Source organism: Corynebacterium pseudodiphtheriticum DSM 44287 (assembly GCF_000688415.1).
Lineage (GTDB): Bacteria > Actinomycetota > Actinomycetes > Mycobacteriales > Mycobacteriaceae > Corynebacterium > Corynebacterium pseudodiphtheriticum.
Genome location: NZ_JIAH01000003.1, coordinates 1 through 3,970 on the forward strand (window position 1 = coordinate 1; position 3,970 = coordinate 3,970).

A 3,970-nucleotide genomic window follows, 5' to 3' on the forward strand; every position below is an offset into this window, starting at 1 on the left:
GTGCTTGAGTAGTGGGGTGGTGGTGTTGTGTGAGAACTCAATAGCGTGTCAATGTACTTATTATTTTTGATACTTACTTGATTAGTGGGATGTGGATCCTTTTTGTTTCTGCATTTGATTAATCGTTTTGAGTAAGTGTTGCTCTTTGATTTTTCTTTTGTAGTTTTTTGACTAGGTTATCAGACTCTTTTTCTGATTTTTTATGGAGAGTTTGATCCTGGCTCAGGACGAACGCTGGCGGCGTGCTTAACACATGCAAGTCGAACGGAAAGGCCTCTTCGGAGGTACTCGAGTGGCGAACGGGTGAGTAACACGTGGGTGATCTGCCCTGCACTCTGGGATAAGCCTGGGAAACTGGGTCTAATACCGGATAGGACCATGCTTTAGTGTGTGTGGTGGAAAGTTTTTTCGGTGTAGGATGAGCCCGCGGCCTATCAGCTTGTTGGTGGGGTAATGGCCTACCAAGGCGGCGACGGGTAGCCGGACTGAGAGGTTGGTCGGCCACATTGGGACTGAGATACGGCCCAGACTCCTACGGGAGGCAGCAGTGGGGAATATTGCACAATGGGCGCAAGCCTGATGCAGCGACGCCGCGTGGGGGATGACGGCCTTCGGGTTGTAAACTCCTTTCGCCAGGGACGAAGCGTTTTGTGACGGTACCTGGAGAAGAAGCACCGGCTAACTACGTGCCAGCAGCCGCGGTAATACGTAGGGTGCAAGCGTTGTCCGGAATTACTGGGCGTAAAGAGCTCGTAGGTGGTTTGTCACGTCGTCTGTGAAATTCCACAGCTTAACTGTGGGCGTGCAGGCGATACGGGCTGACTTGAGTACTGTAGGGGTAACTGGAATTCCTGGTGTAGCGGTGAAATGCGCAGATATCAGGAGGAACACCGATGGCGAAGGCAGGTTACTGGGCAGTTACTGACGCTGAGGAGCGAAAGCATGGGTAGCAAACAGGATTAGATACCCTGGTAGTCCATGCCGTAAACGGTGGGCGCTAGGTGTAGGGACCTTTTGGGGTTTCTGTGCCGTAGCTAACGCATTAAGCGCCCCGCCTGGGGAGTACGGCCGCAAGGCTAAAACTCAAAGGAATTGACGGGGGCCCGCACAAGCGGCGGAGCATGTGGATTAATTCGATGCAACGCGAAGAACCTTACCTGGGCTTGACATACACTGGATCGCTGCAGAGATGTAGTTTCCCTTGTGGCTAGTGTACAGGTGGTGCATGGCTGTCGTCAGCTCGTGTCGTGAGATGTTGGGTTAAGTCCCGCAACGAGCGCAACCCTTGTCTTATGTTGCCAGCACGTTATGGTGGGGACTCATGAGAGACTGCCGGGGTTAACTCGGAGGAAGGTGGGGACGACGTCAAGTCATCATGCCCCTTATGTCCAGGGCTTCACACATGCTACAATGGCCGGTACAATGCGCAGCGAGCCTGTGAGGGTGAGCTAATCGCTTAAAGCTGGTCTTAGTTCGGATTGGGGTCTGCAACTCGACCCCATGAAGTCGGAGTCGCTAGTAATCGCAGATCAGCAATGCTGCGGTGAATACGTTCCCGGGCCTTGTACACACCGCCCGTCACGTCATGAAAGTTGGTAACACCCGAAGCCGGTGGCTCAAACTCGTTTAGGGAGCCGTCGAAGGTGGGATCGGCGATTGGGACGAAGTCGTAACAAGGTAGCCGTACCGGAAGGTGCGGCTGGATCACCTCCTTTCTAAGGAGTTTTTATTGTGCACTGATTGTTTCCACAGTTGTGGGTGGTCAGTGTTTTGCTGTGATTGTTGTTCATGCACCTGTAGGTGGGTGTGTGGGTTGCAGCGTTATTATTTTTTGTTTGTGGGTTTGCATTCTGTTTTCACTTGGTTGAGTGGGTATCATTTTTTTGTGTGTTGGCACGTTGTTGGGTGTCTCGGGCAGCACTTGTGTGTTGTTCGTTGACCATCATGGCTGTGGGTGAACGGTTTTTTGTTTGCTTGTGGTTGTGGTTGGTGTGGTGTGTGAGAACTGTATAGTGGACGCGAGCATCTGTGCGCATGATGCAGCTTTTGTTGTGTTGTGTGTGCTGTAATTTTTTTCTTTTGTGTTTATTTTGTTGTGTGTTGTAAGGGCACATGGTGGATGCCTTGGCATGCTAAGCCGATGAAGGACGTGGAAGGCTGCGTTATGCCTCGGGGAGTTGTCAATCGAGCGTTGATCCGAGGATGTCCGAATGGGGAAACCCGGCTGTGGTTATTCGCAGTCACCTGCTGGTGAATTTATAGTCAGTATGGGGGTTACGCGGGGAAGTGAAACATCTCAGTACCCGTAGGAGAAGGAAACAATAGTGATTTCGTTAGTAGCGGCGAGCGAACGCGAATGTTGGCTAAACTGCATGTGTGTGATACCTGGTAGGGGTTGCATGTGTGGGGTTGTTGGGAGCAATTGTTCAGTCACTACCATGGCTGTGCTGATGCGTGCGTGTTAGGTGAAGTGGTTTGGAATGGCCCACCGGAGTAGGTGAGAGTCCTGTAGTTGAAGGCATGTGCGTGTTGGTTGTTGTTTCCCGAGTAGCGGCGGGCTCGTGGAATCTGCCGTGAATCTGCCGGGACCACCCGGTAAGCCTAAATACTTAGTGTGACCGATAGCGGATAGTACCGTGAGGGAATGGTGAAAAGTACCCCGGGAGGGGAGTGAAATAGTTCCTGAAACCATGTGCTTACAATCCGTCAGAGCACCTTTTGTTGTGTGATGGCGTGCCTTTTGAAGAATGAGCCTGCGAGTCAGCGGCATGTCGCGAGGTTAACCCGTGTGGGGTAGTCGTAGCGAAAGCGAATCCTAATTAGGGTGTTGTAGTGGCATGTCCTGGACCCGAAGCGGGGTGATCTACCCATGGCCAGTGTGAAGCAGCTGTAAGAGGTTGTGGAGGCGCGAACCCACGTAGGTTGAAAACTGCGGGGATGAGCTGTGGGTAGGGGTGAAAGGCCAATCAAACTCCGTGATAGCTGGTTCTCCCCGAAATGCATTTAGGTGCAGCGTCGTAGGTTAGCTTGGTGGAGGTAGAGCTACTGTTTGGTTGAGCGGGACTATCATCTTAGCAACATCAGACAAACTCCGAATGCCATTGAAGTGTTCTACGGCAGTGAGACTGTGGGGGATAAGCTTCATAGTCGAGAGGGAAACAGCCCAGATCGCCGGCTAAGGCCCCTAAGGGTGTACTAAGTGGAAAAGGATGTGGGATCGCGATGACAGCCAGGAGGTTGGCTTAGAAGCAGCCATCCTTGAAAGAGTGCGTAATAGCTCACTGGTCGAGTGGTTCTGCGCCGACAATGTAGTGGGGCTCAAGTACACCGCCGAAGCCGCGGCAACTATTTTTAGTTGGGTAGGGGAGCGTCGTGCATGAGGTGAAGCATGAGTGTGAACACGTGTGGATTGTGTGCGAGTGAGAATGCAGGCATGAGTAACGAATTGTAAGGTGAGAATCCTTACCGCCGGATGACTAAGGGTTCCTGGGTCAAGTTCGTCTTCCCAGGGTGAGTCGGGACCTAAGGCGAGGCCGACAGGCGTAGTCGATGGATAACCAGTTGATATTCTGGTACCCGAGTGTGTGCGTCAATGGTAAAGCAGTGATACTAACCACGTGTGAGACTCATTGATTATGCTCTTTGAGTGTGTTGATGGGTTGAGTTTGTGGGGCCTGATCTGTGGTCCAAGTGATGGGGTGACGCAGTGGGGCAGCCACGCCGCTTATTGGATTGTTGGTGTAAGCGTTGAGGTTGGTGCCATTGGTAAATCCGGGCACTGTTTGCTGAGGCGTGATGCGTAGCCCTTTTTTGGGTGAATGTGGTGTGCTTATGCTGTCGAGAAAAGCCTCTAGCGAGTGCATATTCGGCCCGTACCCTAAACCGACACAGGTAGTCAGGTTGAGAATACTAAGGCGTTCGGGTGAACTGTGGTTAAGGAACTCGGCAAAATGTCCCCGTAACTTCGGGA

At 52.1% G+C, this 3,970-nt stretch carries 2 rRNA genes; both read left to right on the forward strand.

Annotated elements, in window-relative coordinates:
- Positions 1-199: 199 nt before the first annotated feature.
- Positions 200-1,715: ribosomal RNA gene (locus tag O146_RS0100630) — 16S ribosomal RNA — on the forward strand.
- 377 nt (positions 1,716-2,092) lie between these two features.
- Positions 2,093-3,970, forward strand: a 23S ribosomal RNA gene (locus O146_RS0100640); the annotation flags it as partial.